The 19,880-nt window shown below is 55.7% G+C and carries 24 protein-coding genes and 2 pseudogenes; 12 read left to right on the forward strand and 14 right to left on the reverse strand.

Annotated elements, in window-relative coordinates:
* Positions 1-279: 279 nt before the first annotated feature.
* Positions 280-723: an NAD(P)H-quinone oxidoreductase subunit N gene (ndhN, locus tag ACVWXW_RS04610; protein WP_414344253.1), complete on the reverse strand. Its 444-nt coding sequence runs from the start codon at positions 721-723 to the stop codon at positions 280-282.
* Positions 724-998: 275 nt separating this feature from the next.
* Here ndhN and msrB point away from each other — a divergent pair, with 275 nt between their 5' ends.
* Positions 999-1,490, forward strand: a complete 492-nt coding sequence (gene msrB, locus ACVWXW_RS04615) for a peptide-methionine (R)-S-oxide reductase MsrB (protein ID WP_457403004.1) — start codon at positions 999-1,001, stop codon at positions 1,488-1,490.
* A gap of 49 nt (positions 1,491-1,539) precedes the next feature.
* A complete protein-coding gene (locus ACVWXW_RS04620) occupies positions 1,540-2,343 on the forward strand; it encodes an FTR1 family iron permease (protein WP_457403005.1) in 804 nt (267 codons plus the stop codon).
* A gap of 239 nt (positions 2,344-2,582) precedes the next feature.
* Here the strand turns inward: ACVWXW_RS04620 and ACVWXW_RS04625 are convergent, their stop codons facing one another.
* The 5 genes from ACVWXW_RS04625 to ACVWXW_RS04645 all read right to left on the reverse strand — a co-directional run bounded on the left by ACVWXW_RS04625 (position 2,583) and on the right by ACVWXW_RS04645 (position 5,223).
* Positions 2,583-2,795, reverse strand: a complete 213-nt coding sequence (locus tag ACVWXW_RS04625) for a CP12 domain-containing protein (RefSeq protein ID WP_457384595.1) — start codon at positions 2,793-2,795, stop codon at positions 2,583-2,585.
* 257 nt (positions 2,796-3,052) lie between these two features.
* Positions 3,053-3,733, reverse strand: a complete 681-nt coding sequence (locus ACVWXW_RS04630) for an energy-coupling factor ABC transporter ATP-binding protein (RefSeq protein WP_414331746.1) — start codon at positions 3,731-3,733, stop codon at positions 3,053-3,055.
* Positions 3,734-3,769: 36 nt separating this feature from the next.
* Positions 3,770-4,039, reverse strand: coding sequence for a hypothetical protein (locus tag ACVWXW_RS04635; protein ID WP_457403006.1), 270 nt, complete (start codon positions 4,037-4,039; stop codon positions 3,770-3,772).
* A gap of 151 nt (positions 4,040-4,190) precedes the next feature.
* On the reverse strand, positions 4,191-4,649 hold the full coding sequence (locus ACVWXW_RS04640; protein WP_414344246.1) for an MAPEG family protein: 459 nt from the start codon (positions 4,647-4,649) through the stop codon (positions 4,191-4,193).
* Positions 4,650-4,794: 145 nt separating this feature from the next.
* The gene (locus ACVWXW_RS04645) at positions 4,795-5,223 is read right to left on the reverse strand and encodes an SHOCT domain-containing protein (RefSeq protein ID WP_414344244.1); all 429 of its coding nucleotides are present in this window, start codon (positions 5,221-5,223) and stop codon (positions 4,795-4,797) included.
* Between the two features lie 138 nt (positions 5,224-5,361).
* Between ACVWXW_RS04645 and glmU the strand changes: the two are divergent.
* The 9 genes and pseudogenes from glmU to ACVWXW_RS04690 form a co-directional block, all read left to right on the forward strand.
* A pseudogene (gene glmU / locus ACVWXW_RS04650) lies at positions 5,362-6,714 on the forward strand (bifunctional UDP-N-acetylglucosamine diphosphorylase/glucosamine-1-phosphate N-acetyltransferase GlmU); the annotation flags it as partial.
* 39 nt (positions 6,715-6,753) lie between these two features.
* Positions 6,754-7,260, forward strand: coding sequence for a PPC domain-containing DNA-binding protein (locus ACVWXW_RS04655; RefSeq protein ID WP_414355965.1), 507 nt, complete (start codon positions 6,754-6,756; stop codon positions 7,258-7,260).
* Between the two features lie 81 nt (positions 7,261-7,341).
* Positions 7,342-7,803, forward strand: a complete 462-nt coding sequence (locus ACVWXW_RS04660; RefSeq protein ID WP_457403007.1) for an RNA-guided endonuclease InsQ/TnpB family protein — start codon at positions 7,342-7,344, stop codon at positions 7,801-7,803.
* Between the two features lie 48 nt (positions 7,804-7,851).
* Positions 7,852-8,035, forward strand: a pseudogene (locus ACVWXW_RS04665) (hypothetical protein); the annotation flags it as partial.
* 20 nt (positions 8,036-8,055) lie between these two features.
* The gene (locus tag ACVWXW_RS04670) at positions 8,056-8,904 is read left to right on the forward strand and encodes an RNA-guided endonuclease InsQ/TnpB family protein (protein ID WP_457403008.1); all 849 of its coding nucleotides are present in this window, start codon (positions 8,056-8,058) and stop codon (positions 8,902-8,904) included.
* 89 nt (positions 8,905-8,993) lie between these two features.
* Complete coding sequence (locus ACVWXW_RS04675; protein WP_414328976.1) at positions 8,994-9,440, forward strand: pentapeptide repeat-containing protein; 447 nt, start codon at positions 8,994-8,996, stop codon at positions 9,438-9,440.
* A gap of 52 nt (positions 9,441-9,492) precedes the next feature.
* Positions 9,493-9,768 (forward strand): lipopolysaccharide assembly protein LapA domain-containing protein, encoded by a 276-nt coding sequence (locus tag ACVWXW_RS04680; RefSeq protein WP_011434193.1) that lies wholly within the window; start codon positions 9,493-9,495, stop codon positions 9,766-9,768.
* A gap of 216 nt (positions 9,769-9,984) precedes the next feature.
* Entirely contained in the window at positions 9,985-11,244 is a 1,260-nt protein-coding gene (locus tag ACVWXW_RS04685; RefSeq protein ID WP_457403009.1) for a 4-hydroxy-3-methylbut-2-enyl diphosphate reductase, read from the forward strand.
* Between the two features lie 26 nt (positions 11,245-11,270).
* Positions 11,271-12,221 carry an AEC family transporter gene (locus ACVWXW_RS04690; RefSeq protein WP_457403010.1) on the forward strand — a complete coding sequence of 317 codons (951 nt, stop codon included), beginning with the start codon at positions 11,271-11,273 and terminating at the stop codon, positions 12,219-12,221.
* Here the strand turns inward: ACVWXW_RS04690 and ACVWXW_RS04695 are convergent.
* Positions 12,218-12,412, reverse strand: a complete 195-nt coding sequence (locus tag ACVWXW_RS04695) for a hypothetical protein (RefSeq protein WP_457403011.1) — start codon at positions 12,410-12,412, stop codon at positions 12,218-12,220. The two genes, ACVWXW_RS04690 and ACVWXW_RS04695, sit on opposite strands and share 4 nt — an antisense overlap.
* 301 nt (positions 12,413-12,713) lie before the next feature.
* Positions 12,714-14,249 carry a hypothetical protein gene (locus ACVWXW_RS04700; RefSeq protein WP_457403013.1) on the reverse strand — a complete coding sequence of 512 codons (1,536 nt, stop codon included), beginning with the start codon at positions 14,247-14,249 and terminating at the stop codon, positions 12,714-12,716.
* Positions 14,250-14,343: 94 nt separating this feature from the next.
* On the opposite strand from ACVWXW_RS04700, the gene ygfZ reads away from it, so the two are divergent.
* Positions 14,344-15,336: a CAF17-like 4Fe-4S cluster assembly/insertion protein YgfZ gene (gene ygfZ / locus ACVWXW_RS04705; RefSeq protein ID WP_457403015.1), complete on the forward strand. Its 993-nt coding sequence runs from the start codon at positions 14,344-14,346 to the stop codon at positions 15,334-15,336.
* A gap of 65 nt (positions 15,337-15,401) precedes the next feature.
* Here the strand turns inward: ygfZ and ACVWXW_RS04710 are convergent, their stop codons facing one another.
* From ACVWXW_RS04710 to ACVWXW_RS04735, 6 genes are read right to left on the reverse strand one after another with little or no spacing between them, the layout of a single operon-like run.
* Positions 15,402-15,656 (reverse strand): HNH endonuclease, encoded by a 255-nt coding sequence (locus ACVWXW_RS04710; protein ID WP_011430012.1) that lies wholly within the window; start codon positions 15,654-15,656, stop codon positions 15,402-15,404.
* Positions 15,657-15,658: 2 nt separating this feature from the next.
* The gene (locus ACVWXW_RS04715; protein WP_457403016.1) at positions 15,659-16,075 is read right to left on the reverse strand and encodes a KGK domain-containing protein; all 417 of its coding nucleotides are present in this window, start codon (positions 16,073-16,075) and stop codon (positions 15,659-15,661) included.
* A gap of 10 nt (positions 16,076-16,085) precedes the next feature.
* Positions 16,086-16,451, reverse strand: a complete 366-nt coding sequence (locus ACVWXW_RS04720; protein ID WP_414388738.1) for a KGK domain-containing protein — start codon at positions 16,449-16,451, stop codon at positions 16,086-16,088.
* A 27-nt stretch (positions 16,452-16,478) separates the two neighbouring features.
* A complete protein-coding gene (locus ACVWXW_RS04725) occupies positions 16,479-16,943 on the reverse strand; it encodes a KGK domain-containing protein (RefSeq protein WP_457403017.1) in 465 nt (154 codons plus the stop codon).
* On the reverse strand, positions 16,882-17,292 hold the full coding sequence (locus ACVWXW_RS04730; protein WP_457403018.1) for a KGK domain-containing protein: 411 nt from the start codon (positions 17,290-17,292) through the stop codon (positions 16,882-16,884). Before ACVWXW_RS04730 ends, ACVWXW_RS04725 begins: the two co-directional genes overlap by 62 nt.
* A gap of 47 nt (positions 17,293-17,339) precedes the next feature.
* A complete protein-coding gene (locus tag ACVWXW_RS04735) occupies positions 17,340-19,874 on the reverse strand; it encodes a dynamin-like GTPase family protein (protein WP_011434199.1) in 2,535 nt (844 codons plus the stop codon).
* Between the last annotated feature and the right edge of the window lie 6 nt (positions 19,875-19,880).

Here is a 19,880-nt window from a genome sequence, read left to right on the forward strand (position 1 = left end):
ACTATACTGAAAATAATGTATAATATGTTCAGTACGGATTACTACCAGTTGATCTTTCTGTTTACTTTCGAGTCTGCCAACATGGTAGCCAAAGCAAAGCAGAAAATTGGTAGTAAGACGACACGGAAACTGCGCTTTGGGTATTCTACTCAAAGCTTTGCGGGATACCGCCATTCTGTTTGGACTTCGTCCCGCTAACGCGAATGGAAACAAACAGAATGCTATCGCTGCATAGTTGAACAGTGATGTTCAGCAGTGTTCAGCGTAAATGTATCAGGTTCAGGCGCTCTGCAGAGGTTGCCAACGAATTGACCGTTCTCGGCCCAGTTCCACCACAAACTTCACTCCCTTGTCTTCCCGACTCAGCTTCACCAGGTAGGAGAGTTCCTGTTGGCTGAACACATGCCCCTCGTAAAACCAAAACACCAACCCCTTTGCTTTCGGGGGCAAGGTGGCCCGATACTGCTCGATCAACGCGGGAAAGAAATAGGTGCGCCGCTCCGATTTGCCCAGCGTGGCAGGCCGTACCCCATGAATGCGCGTCAAATAGCTGGCCAGATCCCCGATTCCCTTACTGGAGAGGGTGACCACCTCATACCCAGCTCCGCGCAGCCGCCGCAGGTAGTGCCCTTCGGATCCCCCCTCTGGGGTTACAAAGATGGCCAAAGCCCCAGATTGCTCCAGTTGCTGTACAAACTTTGCACCTGAGCCGACCAGCAGCATAGGAAGAACTCCATGACTCGTCTAGGGTTGGACAAGCAGCCCACCTGCGCTCATTGTAACGGGATGGCGCCTGAAGCTGGGGATAGAAGCTGCCAATGGAACCCATAGAATACTGGCTATCTCCCTGTTTTGCAGAAGGGAGCGTAAAGAAGGGTTAAGATACGGGTAACCTGCTTGCAGGTCTCAACCCACAGGTGGCGGACAAAGGCGGATGGATCCCCCTAGTAGGGATGGCCTCCCCGCCACTTACACAGCGACAACAGATGAACCTCATCATGCGACGACGCGAGCTGTTGACCTTGGCGGTGGCCGGGTTGATTACAGCACCACTCAGCTTAGCAGGAGAGCAAAGAGCAATGGCCCAACAGACTTATCCCTTCACCAAAACCGACGCCGAGTGGCGGCAACTGCTCACCGAAGAGCAATACTATGTGCTGCGCCAAGAGGGCACTGAGCCCCCCTTCCGCAACGCTTACTACGACAACAAGGCCCCAGGTATCTATGTCTGTGCCGGCTGTGGGCAGGAGCTGTTTTCCTCAGCGGCCAAGTACGACAGTGGCACCGGTTGGCCCAGCTTTTGGGAGCCGATTGCTCCCCATGTGATCGGCACCAAGACGGACTGGAAATTGTTTGTGCCCCGCACGGAAGTCCACTGCTCTAACTGCGGTGGGCATCTGGGGCATGTGTTTCGGGATGGCCCCCCACCCACGGGTTTGCGCTACTGCATCAATTCTGCTGCCCTCAAGTTCATCCCAGCCACCGCCTAGAAATCCTCTTGGCTCCAGCTAAAACTGAGCCGCCTGTCTGGGTGAGCCTATGTCGGACTACACGTTCCTGGATGCTGCTTCGATTTTGCTGCGGGAGGGCCTAGAGGCTCTCTTGGTGCTGGTGGCACTGCTGGCCCTTTTGAGCAAGAGCGGGCAATCGGCTCAGAAGCGCTGGGTGTGGATAGGGGGATCCGCGGGCTTGCTGGCAGCGGTGATGCTCGGTCTGCTGGTGAAGCTGTTTTTCCAGCAGATGCTCACCCACACGCGACAAGAGGTGCTGGAAGGGATCACCGGGCTGGTGGCAGCAGGTTTGTTGTTCTCGGTCAGCCTTTGGTTGCACCGCCGGGCTGCAGTGGCTTCTTGGCAAACCTTTGTGCGGGAACAGGCGCAGGCGGCACTGGCCACGGGTCAGGTTTTTTCCTTGGCTTTTCTGGCCTTTGTGGCGGTGTTTCGCGAGGGGGCGGAAACGGTGCTGTTTTATGTGGGGTTGGCCCCTTCCCTCTCGGCAAAAGATTTTTGGCTGGGGATCGGCCTGGGATCCCTGGTGTTGGTGGCGGTGGCGATCTTGCTGCTGCAGGTGGGGCTGAAATTGCCGCTGGGAGTTTTTTTCCGGGGTCTAAGTCTGCTGATTTTCTACTTGGGCTTTAAGTTTTTGGGCAGTGGCTTGCACGCTCTACAGGTGGCGGACTGGCTGCCCATCACTCCTCTTGTTGGGATCCCAAAGCTGCGCTGGCTGGGCATATATCCCAGTTGGCAGACGCTGCTCCCCCAACTGGTGCTGCTGGGAATAGCTTTCGCCTTGTGGGTGAGACAATGGCTGCGGGCTGATTCTGCTCAGAGGCTTTCTTCGTGAAAAACGCTCTCCACGAGCCCTGTGGATTCCACCAGCCTTGAGCTTGATGAGTCCTGGTTCTGGTTTCGATGGATGGCAACCAAAAGGCTGCACCCAGTCACGCCTTCCAGTCCAAGAAAGCAAAGCCTACCGGCAGGGATCCGGCAGGCCGCTGGATTTTGTCGGAGATCCCCAGTAGGAAACCCTGTCGATCGCTACGGAATCGACAGAGAGCATCCACTCTGTGGGGTTCCCGAGAATCAGGTATCGTAGACCCGGCATTCAACAGCATCTGGGTTTTCAGCGCAGTGCTTCTCTAGGCTGCTGGGAGTCCTCGGCTGGTGGCTGCGAGCTGCCAGCACTTCTTCAACCGCATCCCAGGCCGCACGGCAGTGGGGATCCCCTTCGCCGTACTCAGAGCAGACGTTGCGAGCATTTTCCAGCTCTTTGGCGATCACTTCAGACAGTCCCATGTTCTCAAGCTCCTTTAGACTAGATGGGGCCGGTGGCCCGCTGATGTAACCGGTTGACGCAGAACCTGTAGGGATTCGGTGTAACCGAGGATCAACAGGTAAAAACCAGCCGATCCAGACGGGGAATAAGTTCAGGATAATGACCTTGTGCCAACCGAATTGATCAACCGGATACATTACCTATTCTAAACAGTGACGGCAGGGGGGTGCAGCTGCGCTTTCGCGATCTCTTTGGGATCAGGATGCGCAGGGATCCCTCAGGCTCCAAACAGTTGTTCAATCCGTTGCCGCACCTGCTCTGGGGATCCCTGTTGACGCACTTGACCTTCCGAGAGCAAAATCGCCCCATCTGCCCATTCCAGTTCCGCCAGCCGATGGGTTACCCAGAGGGCGGTGATGCCTTCTTGATCCACCAGTTGCCGGATGCACCGCAGCAAATCCGCCTGGCTGTCGGGATCCAACAGGGCTGTGGGCTCGTCCAAAAGCAGCACCTCGCTGCGCCGGGCCAAAGCCCCTGCCACTGCCACCCGTTGCTTCTGTCCGCCGCTGAGGCCGTGGATGGGCCGACGGATCAGGTGCTTTAATCCGACTTGCTCCAAGGCTGTTTCCACCCGCTGGTGAATTTCCGCCAAGGTCAGAGCCTCTGCTCCCAAGCCAAAGGCCACATCGGCTCCCACCGTGGGCATGAACAGTTGGTGATCCGGGTTTTGAAACACATAGCCCAGCCGACCGCGAATCTCCAGGTGGCCCGAAAGGGGCTGGGGATGGGTCAGGGATCCGGACAACAGTTGCAACAAAGTGGACTTGCCGCTGCCATTGGGCCCCAAGAGCATCCACAACTGGCCCTTGGGAATGACAAAACTGCACGCCTGCAAAACCGGCGGACGTTCCGGCCAAGCAAAGGTCAGGCTCTCCACCCGAATGGCCACCTCAGACATGGGGATCCCTTAGCGGCAGAGAGAAAAGGGCTGTCCTCAGCTTTGCAACTGGGCCAAAAAACCGGGACGGGTTCCCATGGGGCTGGCGCTGCTCGACTTAGAAGTCATTTGCACGCCACACAACTCACCGGTGAGCAGAAACACCTTTTTGCCGGTGCGGTCGCAGGTCAGCTCCAAACTCTGAGGGGATCCACTCTGCAGAGCATTGACGATGCTTTGGTAGGCCCGGTTGGCCGCTTCTTCCTCTTTTTGGTGGACAACGATGGGGGCAGGGTTCCCTTTCAGGAGCAGTTCCAGAGTGTACATGGCTGACCGTTGCGTAGTGGGCCGTGGGACAAAAGAGAGGCACCCAGAGGACGCCGTTGGCGACAGCAGGACGAAGTCCTTTTCCAGTATCGCAGGTTGGGCCAGGGTACCGGCAGGCTCAACAAATGACGGGGGAGTTTCTCTCGCCAGATTAGGCCAGGCCGGTGCCGAGAAAAGGCAGCAGGCTAATCAGCAACAGGCCCAACGTGGCCAGGGATCCCGCCAAGAAGGAGAGGGATCGCCCAATGGGAATATCGGCAATGTAGAAAAAGTTGTAGAGCAGCCGCGCCAGCAGAAACACCCCACACAGCACAGCTACCCCTTCATCTCCGCTGAGGCCAAAATACCAGGGATCCGAGTGAGGGCCGGTGATGTAGGCGATCAACGCTGCTGCCGCAAACATCCCAAAGGTCTCAAACCCGTTGGCGTGGGCCCAGGTGGCCCGTTGCCCGTAGGGAGGTAGCCTATCAAACATAGCCCGAGGAGCATGCAGGTCGTAGCCAACGCGGGCACGGGCATAGCCCACCACCCCCATGGGCAGATAGACCAAGAGCATGGCTGCCGCAATAGAGAACAGGGGGATAGCTGCGAGAGGAAGGCTTGGCAACATAAGGCAAAAGGACGGTGCAAGATAACAGGGGAGAGGAAGGAGCCCAGCTCGGGCAGGAGCTATTGCCGGGAAAACCAACACCAGAACCATTATCTACCGGGCTGGCCAGCCGGGCAGAAGCCTGATTTGGTGATTGATGCTTGGGTCAGGAGATCTTGCGGATTTGCCGGCGGCGCTCCTCATATTCAGCGCGGGTGATCAAGCCCTGTTTCAACAGGCTTTCCAACTGCTGTTCGGGATCCCGGGCTTCTCGCCCTTCCACACTGGTCCATTCCAGCTCGATCAACTCTCGGTTGAATCGAAAATCGAAATCGGCATTGCTCATGGTCAGGATCCACAGCCCTTCCAGCAAACAAAGGGCGCGTACCCCGTAGCTGAGGATCTGCAGCGGGATGGAAGGAACGAACACCATCAGCCCCGCCACCAAGTAGCCCCAGCCCCAGCGTTGGTGCCCCATATAGAAGCGCTGCAACCCTGGGATCAGCACCCCCAGCATCGCCAGCCAACCGGCCACCTCTCGGACCAACCGCCGACGTTCCTGCGGGGGCATATCAGGGCCCCTGCTCTCGGCCATAGACTGCACCAGCTAGATGTGCCATTAAGCTAGCTCAGTTTTGGCCGCACAGGGCTCAGGAACTTGGATCCAACCTCAGAAGATTTTTGAGCAGCATCCCGCCGCCTATACTTGATGGGGGCGGTTCGGGGAAGGAACATGGCAGAGCGGGAGCTATCGGTAGCGATCTTGGCAGCGGGCAAAGGTACCCGGATGCGATCACGGCTGCCCAAGGTGCTGCACAAGCTGGGATCTCTGTCTTTGATCGAGCGGCTGCTGCGCACGGTGCTGACGTTAAAGCCCCACCGCTGTCTGGTGATTGTGGGTTATGAACAGGAGCAGGTGCGCCAAGCCCTGCGGGAGTACCCGGTTGAATTTGTGGAGCAGGCCCAGCAATTGGGCACCGGACACGCCGTTCAACAGCTGTTGCCCGTCCTGGGCGGTTTTCAGGGGGATCTGCTGGTGATCAACGGGGATGTGCCCCTGCTGCGGGCAGAAACCCTGCAAGCTCTGGTGGAGCGCCACCGCCAGATGAACCCAGAGGTAACCTTGCTCTCGGCTCAGGTGGCGGATCCCTATGGCTATGGGCGGGTATTTTGCGATGCCCAACAGCGGGTGCTGGAACTGGTGGAAGAGCGAGACTGCACCCCGGCCCAACGGCAAAATCGCCGCATCAACAGTGGGGTGTATTGTTTCCACTGGCCGGCTCTGGCCCAGGTTTTGCCCCATCTCAACAGCAACAACGCACAGCAGGAGTACTACCTAACAGATGCCGTCAAGCGGGTGGGCAAAGCCATCGCTCTGGATGTTGCCGATCCGCAAGAAATTGTGGGCATCAACGACCGCCGCCAACTGGCCCAGGCGTACCAGATTTTGCAGGATCGCCTCAAGGAAGCCTGGATGGAAGCCGGGGTCACCTTTGTGGATCCCGACAGCAGCAGCCTCGAGGAAACGGTGGAATTGGCCCCCGATGTGGTGATCGAGCCCCAAACCCATCTGCGAGGGGTGTGCCGCATTGGGCCGGGAACCCGCCTGGGGCCGGGCAGTTGGATCGAGTCCAGCGAGATTGGATCTGGGTGTCACATTCTCTACTCGGTGGTCAGCCACAGCCGCATCGGCAACCACGTCTGGATAGGCCCCTACGCCCACGTGCGCCCCCACAGCCAGATTGGGGATCACTGCCGCATCGGCAACTTTGTGGAAACCAAAAATACCCAGATCGGATCCCACAGCAATGCCGCCCACTTGGCCTACCTGGGAGATGCCAAGCTGGGATCCCAGGTCAACATCGGCGCGGGCACCATCATCGCCAACTACGACGGCCAGCAAAAGCACTCTACCGAAATTGGGGATCGCAGCAAAACAGGCGCCAACTCGGTTCTGGTGGCTCCTTTGCAGGTGGGATCCAATGTCACCATTGCTGCCGGCTCCACCATTCCTGCCCGCTACCCCCTGCCGGATGACTGCTTGGTGATCGCTCGCTCCCGCCCGGTGGTCAAGCCCGGCTGGCGACTTGGGATCCGCTCTTCCCGCCCCCAGGAGCCCCAGCCCATGCCACCGGGATCCCTCAAGATTTATCCCTTGCGCCTCTTCCCCGGCCAAGATCTCAAGCAGGAACTAGAGCGATTGGCCCGGCAGCAGCCCTTGCAAGCGGGGTTTGTCCTCAGCGCTGTCGGCAGCCTCAGCCAAGCCATCCTGCGCCTGGCCGACCAAATGGGGGATCACCTGCTGTCGGAACGCCTGGAGATCCTGGCCCTGAGTGGATCCCTGTGCCCTGACGGAGTCCATCTCCATCTCACCGTTGCCGATGCCCGAGGCCAAACCTGGGGGGGACACCTGCGCCCCGGCTGCCTCATCTACACCACCGCCGAAATTGTCCTCGCCGACAGCCCGGAGTATCGCTTCTCCCGTCAACCGGATCCGGCCACCGGCTACCTGGAGTTGCACATCCAACCCGTGGCAGGGGATCCCTGCTGGCCGTCCCCACCCCCCCAACCCCAGCAAAACCAGCAGACAAAACCAGAGGCTGACAACAGCAGGCCGAAAAGCTTACAGTAGTCAACATGAGTTACCTAAAGCTAAAGGGGGCTTGTGAGCGCCAAGCCGAAAGCTTCACGGAACTCATGGACGCTTTGCGGTGTGGCGGGCATATTACTGGGTTTTCGGACGCAACTCATTCTTAACCGCAAGCAAACAACTCTAGCCGCCCAACACGCTGGGGTAGCCCGCCACGCCTATAACTGGGGCTTAGAAGTCTGTCGGCAAGCCCTGGAGAACCAGCAAAAACTTCCCACCGCCATTGACCTGCACAAGCGCCTATTGGCCGAGGCGAAGAAAGAACATCGCTGGTACTACCAGGTCTCCAAATGCGCCCCTCAGCAGGCATTACGCAACTTGGAGCAAGCCCTTAAGCGCTGGCGGGGTGGGTTGGGGAAGTTTCCCCGCTTCAAACGCAAGGGAGTGCGAGACAGCTTTTACCTGGAAGGGAGTATTCGCACTTCTGGCAACCGCATCAAGGTACCTATCTTCGGTTGGCTGCGCTGCGCAGAGCTGCTCCCGGTGACCACACCCAAGAACGTGGTTGTTAGCTTGAGAGCATGACTCTAGTCAATAATAAGCTCAACTATACTGAAAATAATGTATAATATGTTCAGTACGGATTACTACCAGTTGATCTTTCTGTTTACTTTCGAGTCTGCCAACATGGTAGCCAAAGCAAAGCAGAAAATTGGTAGTAAGACGACACGGAAACTGCGCTTTGGGTATTCTACTCAAAGCTTTGCGGGATACCGCCATTCTGGTTGGAAACAAACAGAATGCTATCGCTGCATAGTTGAACAGTGATGTTCAGCAGTGTTCAGCGTAAATGTATCAGCCGGACATTGGTACATCTCCTTCAAGTACGAAGCTCCAACACCCCAGGTGGAGAAGACCGGAGAGGTGGTGGGAGTGGATTTGGGTATCCATCACCTGGCCACCTGCTCCGGCGGGGAAGTGTTTCCCAATCCCAAGCCCTACCGCAAGGCCCAGCGGCGTTTGGTCAGGCTGCAACGGCGGCTGAGCCGTAAGCAGAAAGGCTCTGCCAACCGCAAGAAGGCGGTGGTGCAGTTGGGCAAAGCTCACAAGCGGGTGGCAGACATAAGGACTCCGTCCCGCTTACGCGATCGGCAAGACAATCTGCACAAGCTGACGACTTACCTGGCCAAGAGATACCGAGTGGTGGTGATAGAGGACTTGCAGGTGAGGAACCTGCTCCAGAACCGCAAACTGGCGGGATCCCTGTCAGACTGTGGGTTCTACGAGCTGAGGACTCCGTCCCGCTATCGCGAACGGCGACAGCTAGAGTACAAGGCCCGGCTCTACGGCTGTCAGGTGGTGGTGGCGGATAAGTTTTATCCGTCCAGCCAACTGTGTTCAGGGTGTGGCCACAAACAGAAGATGCCACTCAGCGAGCGGGTATTTCGCTGCCCGTGTTGTGGTCTGGGGATAGACCGCGACCGCAATGCAGCGCTGAACCTGGTGCGGTGGTATTTTGAGTGCTACTTAAAGCGCTCAACTACCCCAAGCTCTGGGGAAAGAGACGCCTGTGGAGATTCCTCTGGCGGGGTGGTAAGCCTGAAGCTTACTACCAGTCACGAGTCGTGGAAGCAGGAAGAAAGCAGAGACGCGACAGGCACTGAACACTCTGGAAGTGTTTGTTAGCGTTTCGTAGGTCTTTCGGAGCGGTCATCAGTACCCCGTTGAGCAGCCAGAAATTGCTAAGCTTAACGCACGGATGGCAGTATCCGGCCATGCCCCGAGTGACAACTGCTGACGAGCTGCTGACAGAATATGCCTCTGGCGAGCGCAACTTTCAAGAATCCAACCTGGTGGGGGTGGACTTGGTGCGCTCCAACTTGCAAGGGGTGAATCTGAGAGGGGCCAACCTCTCCTTTGGCAAGCTGAGTGGCATTAACCTGCAGGAAGCCGATTTGCGCGGCGCCGATCTCAGCTCGGCCAACTTGATGGGGGCCAACCTCCGCGGGGCCAATCTTTGGGAAGCCAACTTGATCGGCGCGGATCTCAGCTTTGCCGACTTGCGGGAAGCCAACTTGCACGGTGCCTACCTTTGGGAAGCCAAGCTAACCCGCGCCCAACTGCAGGGATCCGATCTAAGCGGGGCAAAAATCGGCGGAGCAGTGCTGACCGGCGCTGACCTCAGCGGAGCCACCCTACCCGACGGGAGTGTGCGGGCTTGAGCCACCCCCCCAGCAGACAAGGCAGAATGGAACTGTTGCGACGGGATCCCTGATGTTACTGCTGTTCAACTTGGTCTTGACACTGCTGCTGGCTTTGGGAGTGGCAGTCCTGGCCGGGCAAAACCCCACCACCCTGACCGTACATTTCTTAATGTGGCGCTCGGTGGAGCTGCCTTTGGGATTTCTCATCGCCGCGGCTGTCGGCTTGGGCCTGTTGACGGTGGGGCTGGGCTCTCTCCTCTGGCCTGGGCGCAGCTTTTCTGCCACCGCCCGCCAATTACAAGAGCGGGTGCGCCAACTGGAAATGCAGGATCAACCGCCCCAATAACGGCCAATTCCCAAAGGGATCCCCCTGCTTTCTGGCTTTGGCTCAACAGCTTCGATCCCCTGCAATTCTACCTGCAATTCTATAGTTGACTTGACAATCTTGTCGCTGGCCCTAGGGAAAGCATGCTGGAATGGCCCACCGATGCGAGACTGGGCGTAAGCTGAGAAAGGATCCCTTCGCCGTCTGCTTGATCAGTGCGTATCTCCAACCGTAACCATGCCTCATTCCCAACCTACTTCCCCGGATAGCTCTCCCCAAGACCCACGGGCCCTGCGCAAAGCCCTGCGCGGATCCAGTACCTACTTCGCCAAGGGGTTTGAAGAACACAAGGATCAAGCTCAACTGGAGCTGCAAACCACCTACAAAAGCCCCCTTGTGGAGCAAATCCGCGCCCAGGCTTACCGCTATCAGCGGGGTGACATCACCATTCACCTGGCCAAAGCCTTTGGCTTTTGCTGGGGCGTGGAACGGGCGGTGGAATATGCTTATGAAGCGCGGCGACGCTTTCCGGATCGGCAACTGTGGATCACCAACGAGATCATCCACAACCCTCTGGTAAACCAGCACCTGAAGGAGATGGGGATCCGCTTTGTGGAGAAAGGCCCAGACGGCAAGAAGGACTTCTCTCAGATCCGGCCCCAAGATGTGGTGATTTGGCCTGCTTTTGGGGCAAGTGCATCGGAAATGGCGTTTTTTCGGTCGCAGGGCAATGAGATTGTCGATACCACCTGCCCCTGGGTTTCCCGCGTGTGGAACCAAGTGGACAAGCACCGCGCGGCCCAATTTACCTCTGTCATCCACGGCAAGTACAACCACGAAGAAACCGTAGCCACCAGCTCCTTTGCCGAAAAATATCTGGTGGTGCTGAACCTGGAAGAAGCAGAATGGGTCGCCCGCTACATTTTGCAAGGCGGAGATGCGGCAGAATTTCGGCGGCGCTTTGGCAAGGCCACTTCCCCCGGTTTTGATCCGGATCGCGATCTAGAGCGGATCGGCATCGCCAACCAAACCACCATGCTAGAGGGGGAGACCCGCGCCATTGCCAAGCTGTTTGAGACCACCATGCTGCGCAAATATGGCCCCCAGGAGTTGGACAATCACTTCATGAGCTTCAACACCATCTGCAATGCCACCCAAGAGCGGCAGGATGCCATGTTCGAGCTGCTCGAGCAGCCTTTGGATGTCGTGGTGGTGATCGGGGGGTTTAATTCCTCGAATACCACCCACTTGCAGGAAATTGCCCTGGCCAAGGGCTTGCCTTCCTTCCACATCGATGGCCCCGACTGCATCCAACCCAACAACCGCATCCGTCACAAGCCCCTTCACCAAGACCCGACGGTTACCGAAGGGTGGCTACCCGATGGGCCGGTGCAAATCGGCATTACCTCCGGTGCCTCTACCCCAGACCGCGTTGTCGAGGAGGTGATTCAACGCATCTTCGCCCTGCGTGAAGAACCTCGGCGGATCCCTGCCTAGGGATCCCTTCCCTCTCCCTCTTGAGCGTGCTCAACACCCTTTTTCAGGTTTATCCTCCCTTGCTGGGCTGGACGCTGCTGGGGTTTGCTCTCCAGAAGGGGCTGCCCGGCGGCTGGAATCGTTGGCTGGATCCTCATGCTTTGGGGCGGTTCATGTTCTGGGTGGGGGTGCCCCTCAGCATTGTCGGGTTTATGCAGGGGGTGGATCTGTCGGGCCAAATCTGGGTTGCTCCCCTGATCTGCTGGCTGTCGGTGGGGCTGGGGTTTGCCTTGACCAGCGCTTGGCTGTGGTGGCAGCACCGTGGTGTGGGGGATGTCCCCAACTGTTGGAGCAGTGCCCAGCAGGGCAGCTTTCACCTGACCGCCACCCTGGGGAACACCGGGTATTTGGGCTATCCCATCTGTCTGGCTGTGGCCGGAAGGGCTTACTTTGGCTGGGCCCTGTTCTATGATCTGCTGGGCACTCTGTTCATGGCCTACGGGTTTGGCGTGTGGGTGGCCAGCCGCCACGGCAGTTCCCATGCCCAACCTTGGCAGGTGGGCCTCCACATTTTGCGCACCCCTGCTCTTTGGTCTTTTGCTATGGGCCTACTGCTGACCCGCGAACCCCTGCCGGGTTGGCTCTCTCAAGGGTTGGCGGCTTTTGCCTGGAGCATGATCCCGCTCAGTTTGATGATTTTGGGGATGCGGCTGGCCCAGGTGAAGCGCTGGGGATCCTTTCTTGCCGCCGGAGTGGCCCTCTTGATCAAAATTGTGATTGTGCCGCTCTTGGTGGGAATCGGCCTTGCCTTCACCCCCTACCCGCCTCTGGCCAAGCTGGTGCTGGTCCTGCAGAGCGGTATGCCCCCCGCCATCGCCACCCTGGTGCTCACGGAAGAATACGACTTGGATCGGGAAATTACCGTAACTGCCTTGGCCGTGGGGTACTTAGCCGCCTTGCTGACCTTGCCCCTCTGGCTGGGACTCTGGGGATCCTAATAGGCCAGGTGAGACAAGGTTTGCTCGAGGTAGCTATGCACCAGTTGATCCAGCTCTGCTTCCTGAGTGGGCAACTCCCGGCCCTGGAGCCATCCCCGAAAACCCGAGCTTTCCACAATGGCCTGCCGCAATGACTTCCAAACTGCTTGCGTGCGCAGTGCTGTATCGGAGCTGAGAGCAGGACTGATCATGAGAAGAAGGTGAGTAGGAGTGATTCACCCTCAGAATAGCTTGGATCCCAGTTGACTTTGGCTCTCTAGGATACAAATCTCCCCTCTATGCTGAGCAAGCCTTCTCTCAGTCGCTCAAGCCAAAAAATCCTCAATATAGTCATTCCAAACTAGATTGAGACACTCCCCAGGCGTTCCGCGCTGCTTCCGCGGCCACCCCCAGACCTTCTCCCAGAGGGAGAGAGGAGCTGGACAGAAATGTTTCATTCCTGTTTAAAATGACCATACATCCCATCAACTCGAGCAAGAGGCCCAGGGATCCCTAAACGAACAATTGGCTGCGCTGCTCGACCCGCAAAGTTGGCCCCAAGGCATTGAGAAGAGAGACGCCGTAGCTGCGGGCAATGATGCGGCTATCCAAAATAGCCACCCATCGAGTGGGGGAGCTGGGGTCTTCTCCCGAATCAGAGCCTTGCCGCAGAGGCGCGACGGCCCGTTGCAACTGGGCAGCAGCCACCGGCAAAAGGTACTGACGAAACCAGTCCTGCTGGGTGCGTTGCAGATATTGCACCCGTCCGGCCACCCTTGGGTCTTCCACAGAAGGGAAAGGCAAAGTGGCGATCACCATCAGTTCCGGGCGAGGCAAGCCGGCCTTGTGGTGCAGCCAGTAGGGCCAGTCGCAGACCAAAATGCCCTTTTCGCCGGGGAACGGGCTGTTTACCCGCACCCGTGAGCCGAATTCGGCAGCCAAAGCCGCCCCCACCTGTGCCTGCAGAGGTTGATCCGACACCAACACCACCACAAAGCCTTGCGCTTGAGGGATCAGCTTTTTCAGCTCTTGCAGCAGGTGATCCCGAAATAGAGGGCTGTTGGGCAGGGGGAGGCGCGGCAAGTAAAGGGAAAGCTCCGCCCCGCCGGAACGGGGCCAACCCTCGCCTGAGGCAAACCGCAACGGCGTCAGATCCGGCAAGCCCAACCGTCGCCGGTAGGTTTCCGCCTGGCGATCCAGATCCAGCGCTTCCCCGATAATCACCACCGGCTGTGTGGCCCAAATGGGGGCCAACCAATCCTGCAGAGCCGCCGGGCTGTGGTGAAGGGTGAGGCGACCGGTTTCTCGGTCGGTTTCGGCCCACCAAATCCATTTGGAGACGGGATCCCCCTCAGAGCTGAGCCGCCGGCGGATTTGATCCCAGGGATCCGGCAGCCAGCCGGGGTAGCCTGTCACCAAAGACAGCACAGCATCCAGGTGAACCTGTTCATCCGCATGAAGCAGACAGCGGGAAAGAGGCCGCCGCAAAAGCTGAAGGGACAAATTGACCTGAACCTGGGAGAGCTGCTCCGCCTCGGCAGGGAAGATTTGCCGGAGCTGTTGCCAATGGCTGGCTTCCAGGGTCACCGTTAGCGCCTGGTAGGCCCAATCTTCCAGGTCTTCGGCTCCATCCAGGATCAAAGGGATCCCTGTCGGCACTTCCGAGGATCCCTTTCTCAGGCGAGCTTGCAGCCAATCCAGGGGATCCACCAACAGCAACCCCTGGAAATCGGGATCCGGCCAACGGTCTTTTTGCAGGACGGGCTTATGCAACTGCAGGGTGTGCTGTAGCCAGGGGATCTCTTCCCCCAAAATTTGCGCCTGCACAGGAGCTGTGGCACAGAGCAAGGTGGGGTTGGGCCACATCAGGGCCGGCAGCAGATAACTGAGGCGGTGCTGACCCCCAGCAGGCACCTGGATCAAGGTGCTGCGACCCAACCGCAACCCTCGCGCCACCATGCGAGCCATCGTCAACTGGTGGGGCCACAGGGCTTCGGGAGACTGCCGCAAAAGCTGCCGCAACTGTTGGTGGACTTCAACCTCAATCACAGTTCAGTACGCCGGGGATCTGCCACAGACGGTAGGGTGAACTAGCCTATTCTAGGGTAGAGAAGAAAACCAAATCCCATCTCTGGGGTGAGCGATGTCTCTTCTTTCTGCTGTTCCCACAGAGGGCCAACCCGTTGCACAGACGGGATCCCTGCTTCTAGACCGCTCCGGGTGGGGCCGTTTGCGCATGAAGGGATCCCCAGGCTTGGACTATCTGCACAACCGAAGCACCCAAAATCTGAAGGCCCTCAAGCCAGGGCAGGGGGCCGACACGGTTTTCGTGACCCCCACCGCCGGCATCCTGGATTTGGCAACGGTGTACGTGGGAGAAGAAGACTGCTGGATCTGGACTTCACCTCAGCGGCGCAGCCTGCTGATGCAGAGTTTGGGGCGCATGCTGCCTTTGGTGCGGGGAGCACAGTTGCAAGATGAGACAGATCAGACCTTTGGCTTTGGATTGCTCGGCTCCCAGAGTCAGGCTCTCCTGGAGAAGGTGGTGGGCTCAGAAAGGATCCCGACCGGGCCTCATGAGCACTGCGCCGTGGAGATCCAGGGGATCCCTGTCCATCTGGCTTGTGGCACGGGTCTTGCCCAGCCGGGGTTTACCCTCTGGGGCACCATTGACCAGAAAGTCGCTCTTGAAGAATGCTTGCTCCAAGCCGGAGCCAAGCTGGCCCCACCTGAGCTGTGGGAAGTCCTCCGCCTAGAAGCGGGTCGCCCCGCCGCCGACCGAGAGCTGACCTCAGACTACAACCCCCTAGAAGCCGGCCTGTGGCGAGCTGTTTCCCTTGACAAAGGTTGCTACGTTGGCCAGGAAGTCTTGGCCAAGCAGGTAACCTACCGGCGCATTCGGCAAACTTTGTGGGGGATCCGCCTTCAAGGAGAAGCTCGTCCTGGCACAGAGATTTTGCGGCAGGGGGAAAAGATTGGGCTGCTGACCAGTGCAGGCCAAACTTCGCAAGAGTACCTGGGATTGGGATACGTGCGCACCAAGTTTGAGCCCGCCGAAGGTCTACAAGTAGAAGTCGGCTCGGTGCCGGGAGTCCTGACTCGAATGCCGTTTTTGAGCTTTCCGCCTATTGTCTGAGGTTGTTTTTGCAGACCTCTCTCCTCTCTTTTCTAGAGGGAGAAGCGTAGGCGAAACACCGCAACTCACCAGTCAAAGTGGCGGCGAAAGCGGGGATCCCGTCGATCCTTTTTGCGTCGGTTGCAGGTTTTGCACAACGTTTGCAGATTGCTGATATCGTTACTGCCCCCTTGGGCAATGGGGATGATGTGATCGATCTGAAGCTGAACCTCTGGGGGCGACTTTCCGCAACCGCGACAACGGAAGCCGTCTCTTTGGAAAACATACTCCCGCACGGCTGCTGGAATTAGAATCCTTTCGCCGGATTTTCTTTCTTTCATCGTTATTCATCCATACTGCGAAGATCGTCCAGTGGAGACTTTTCATCTAGAGGTTCTAATATCTCTTGGTCGGGTTCTTTTATCAGAAATTCAGGATTGTCAGGATAAAAGTCAATCGTAACTTCTACTCTTACTTTTACTCTACCGGTCTGCCAACCGTTAGTTTTAGGAGAAAGAATCGAGCATGGAACTCCTTCATGGAAAAAATGAACCCGATCTTCATAGGGAATATCTGTTTGTATCTCAGACGAACTCAAGTAACTGTCTAGTTCTCTTCCCATTTGGTCAAACTCCAGGAAATAAGAATTGATAGAATCGCAAAGCTTGGAAATCATGTAGACTTTCTGATTATTGTTCTCGTTGATAAAAGTGATAACTCCGTCTCCCAGTTGGCTGAGATTAATGGATGTTTTTGTCATCTTATCGACCTCAAGACATAGAGACAACTTGAACAGCCCGTAAATCATCCAGTATAGAATCCTCTAGTTTTCTGGGAGCGCTATCTCCAGAATCTCTATATGGGTCATCAGGAACAAACTCGAGATAAACTTTGACTGATATCTTGCCAGAGATCCACGACTTTCTGGGCTGTAAGACTCTAGATTCTATTCCATCCACGAGCATTTTAATGTCCGCATAAACCTTTCTTGATTTAAGGTAACCGTTTGTCCGTAAAGTATCTGAAAGAAGGTAATTAATAATTGCACTATGCAATCTACTTGGAAGGTAGACTTGATCACCAATTCCAACGACAGTTTCCCTATCATCTGACCTAAAAACTATCGGATCGACCACGGCATTGTCTCCTATTGCTAACAGACTTTACTGACTGACATCTCCCCGAATGTCATCCAAAGGCGATCTACTGCTCCCTGATCCCGTTTCTTCTGGCTCAAACTCAACCACTAGTCTCATCCTAACTCTACCAGCAATCCACGGTGAGCCAGGACGTAAGAGTTTAGCAGGAATTCCTTTCACGTTAGTTATTCCGTTCAAGTTGCTCCATAGAATCGAGACTCCCTTTTCGCTAAGTTTGCTGGATAAGTAGGATCTGATACTCTCATAAACAATCTCTGAGTACACCTGAGCAAACTCTTGCGAGTAGATTAGGCGTCCTCCTATATCAATGACAGTATTTTGGAAAATATCTAGCTCAACAAAGCACTCCTGAGATTGATCATTACTTGACACTTGCCCAACCCCCTCTATGTCTCTCTGGCTTAGGCTAGCTCTCACTTTCGCGAAGGTCATCCAGAGGAGATCCACTGCCGCCCTCTGAGACTGCATCCTCTGGCTCAAACTCTACAATGATCCGCAATCTGACTCTGCCTTTTTCCCAATCTTTCTTGCCCGGCACCAAGAGTTGACAAGCAAGTCCCTGCCCAAACCACTTCGCTTCTTGCAACAATTTTTCTTCTGGCTTGGGAGCAAGAAGGCTACTGGCAATGTTGAGCAAGTCTTCCGGCGGCAGGATCCCTGAGGATCTCAAGGCCGCAATGAACAAGCGATGCAGCTCTTCTTTCTTGGTCAAGTCCTCTTGGGCCGCTTTGACCAAGTTGGCAACCTTGAAAGTTTTCTCCCTTACAGAGAGGATCCCTTCTGGGTGCTGCTGTAGAGGTATCGATTTGGATCCCATGACTTTATCTGGATCAAGTGAAAGGCCAAAAACAAAGACAAGCCGCTCTATCTCAAATCATCGAGGATGCTATCCAACTCTGGAAAACTCTCGTCTATGGGTGTAGAACGACCAAGAGCGACTGCTTCGCTTGCATTGCTGTCACCTACTTGCTGTTCAGGAAGACTTGCCAAAATTTGAACTGACTCACCAACAGAGGAAGGTTCAGGACGAGTAATCAAGGGCAGCATCTCACGATTGAGGCCCAAAGCTTGCAAGCAGAGGTTGATCCCAGAAACAGCTTGGTTATACTTGTCTATGCTTGCCTCCAGTTCTTTCAGCCGCTGTTGGTTAAGCGCAATTTTCTCTTCAGCCTCTTTTCTGAGAGTTGCTTCCATGAACTGCTTTGCTTCTGGGTACTTTTGCAAAATCTCATCGGCTACTTGCTTGGCAACCGGCAATAGCTGAGTTTTTAGAGTATTGTTGGTCTCTTGTCGGAAGCTAGAACGCACTGTCTGGTTAATTTTCGGCTCAAAGTCAAGCTTGAGTAATTGTCGGATTCCAGGCTCTGCGTCGCGAATAGCAGAGATGTCGTATGATTGGCTGGTTTGTTTTAGGACTTCTCGAAACTGGTAGATCGAGAATGTTCCTTCGTCGTAGAAGCGGGGACTTTCTCTGAGGTAGCGGTCGCACTCTTTTCGGGCACCATTGACAAGAGAACTCAAAGTTACCTCCTTAACCAAAAGAAGCTTTTTCTCCAAGTCCCCATCGGATCCCAGTAGGCGAAACAACTGCCTGTAGTAGCTCGAGCTGCGAACTTCATCAACAAGGCGACGAAAGAAGTTCTCTACAAGCGTGCTGGCTGATTCTACCAGGATGTCCTCTAGATGGTTGGACAAATAATAAAAGGCTTCGACCAATACAGCTAAGAATGGAGCTGTGGAGTTGCGGGGACGAATGCGAACGGCTTGACTGTAAACATTGTCCAACGAAAAAGTATCCAAAAGCTCATCTAGCCTCCGTACCATCCTAGCCTGCAATTTACGGAAATCGTTCTCAAATTCTTTGTTTTCTCCGTTAATAACTTTATTGACTACTGTCTGGATATGCTCGTCAAACTCTCGGCCAATACTGGCTAGCTGCTGATTGATCAGCGTCAGCTCATAGGAAATCATGCTGTCAATCTCTTTGGGCTGGCTATCAATGTCTCGGTAGAGATCTAGATAGGACTTCCTCATCTCGATGCAGAGAGGTTGCAAATCATCGGCCAGCGCGGAAAATAGCTGTGGCCGCTTTTCTTCCGTTAAATAACGAGTAATCCCAGCCCGAAAGTCTTCAATACCGCTATCTTTAATCATATACTCAATCAAAGGTTTTCCCCACTCCCTCAGAATCCGAACGTAGTTATTTATGGGTGTGTCGTACCCATGTACAGAAGGGCGGAACGGGGATCCAACCAACCTACCTGACGTGCAGTACTTGTTAAACTCGCTGACAAACTGGGGCGTTTCTTCCTCACCACCCAATTCTTTGATGCTTTCTGAAAAGATTGTATCGAGTCCAAATCGATCCTCGGGGGTAGTTGCCTTGATCTGGGAACCATAGAAGCCGAGAAGGCCGCTTGTCTTAAATACGCGGAGTTGACGAAACTGCTGGTCGATAATGTTTTCTAGTCTATGCTTTAGTTGTGCGTTGTACCAAGTCTCATCAATCCGGTTAAACACATAGAAGACCCGATCCCTGATGCTGTCATTACCTTGAATGTGTTCAATAAGTTCTGTCTCTTCCTTGGTTAGTTCGCCTGTTGCAGCACACTTGAGAACGCAAACAACTGCGGACGTATCCGGATCGGCAATTTTTCGATAGGTGCGCTCTGCATCCGCTTTGACTGGAGCATCGATCCCAGGAGTATCGACAATAACGTTTCCATCTTCCAGCAAGGGGTGGTGGCAATAGTATTCCACCTTTCGCAAAACTGCGCTATTGGCGCCGCGCCGGGCAAAACCCGCAGCTTCTCTTAGGTTGCCGAAGTTGAGCTGCTCCATTGAGAAAACTTTGTTCTCGGTAGGGTGAATTTTGTCCCGGTTCTGCTGGAAACCTGTAATCAACAAGCGAAGTGCATCCGCCTGCTTCGCCCGCTCTGACTTGCTTTTGCCTCCCTCCTGCTGAATAATAGCCTCAGCACGCTCCTTCAGGGGATTCAGTGCAGTGTCTTCCAGCCTGCTGAGTGACGGAGCCAAGTTTAGGAAAGCGCAGAAGGCGGTCATCTGTTCTTGCACTTCCTGCTCGCTAAGAAAAGTGAGCACTACCCTCTCCGCATTTGGCTCTGCGTAGGCGATGTAGCACTCTGTCCCTGTGGCGTGCCCTTCGGCGCTGTAGAGAAGCTCTCTTTCTAAGAGGGCATTGATTAGCATAGACTTGCCAGCACTGAAAGCACCGGCAAAGACAATCTCGAAGGTTGGAGAAATAGCTTTGCTGAGGGAAGCTTGAATCCGAGTGGTATCTTGCTTGCCTGAAAAAGTGGAATCCTGATGCCAGAGTTGCAGGATAGCTTCAACCTGCTCTTTCAAGTTCTCACACTGAGGCAGGAGCTTTACAGACATAAGAGA

Source organism: Thermostichus sp. MS-CIW-30, assembly GCF_054058015.1.